1 protein-coding gene is annotated in these 223 nt (G+C 62.8%); it reads right to left on the bottom strand.

Going from position 1 to position 223, the window contains the following annotated elements:
• Positions 1–223, bottom strand: a 223-nt coding sequence (locus ASE71_RS05580; protein ID WP_244497353.1) for an EF-Tu/IF-2/RF-3 family GTPase, incomplete at both ends; no start/stop codon positions are given.

Below are 223 nucleotides of genomic sequence, written 5' to 3'. Positions count from 1 at the left end.
GATCTGGCCACGCTCGACGCCGTCACGGTTAACACCACGGATCAGCGCGCCGATGTTGTCGCCAGCCTGGCCCTGGTCGAGCAGCTTGCGGAACATTTCAACGCCCGTAACCGTCGTCTTCGACGTGTCGCGGATGCCGACGATTTCGACTTCTTCGCCGACCTTGACGATGCCGCGCTCAACGCGACCGGTCACAACCGTACCACGGCCCGAGATCGAGAAC

This window comes from Ensifer sp. Root954 (genome assembly GCF_001429005.1).
Lineage (GTDB): Bacteria > Pseudomonadota > Alphaproteobacteria > Rhizobiales > Rhizobiaceae > Ensifer > Ensifer adhaerens.
This window is presented reverse-complemented; position numbering and strand designations above follow the sequence as displayed.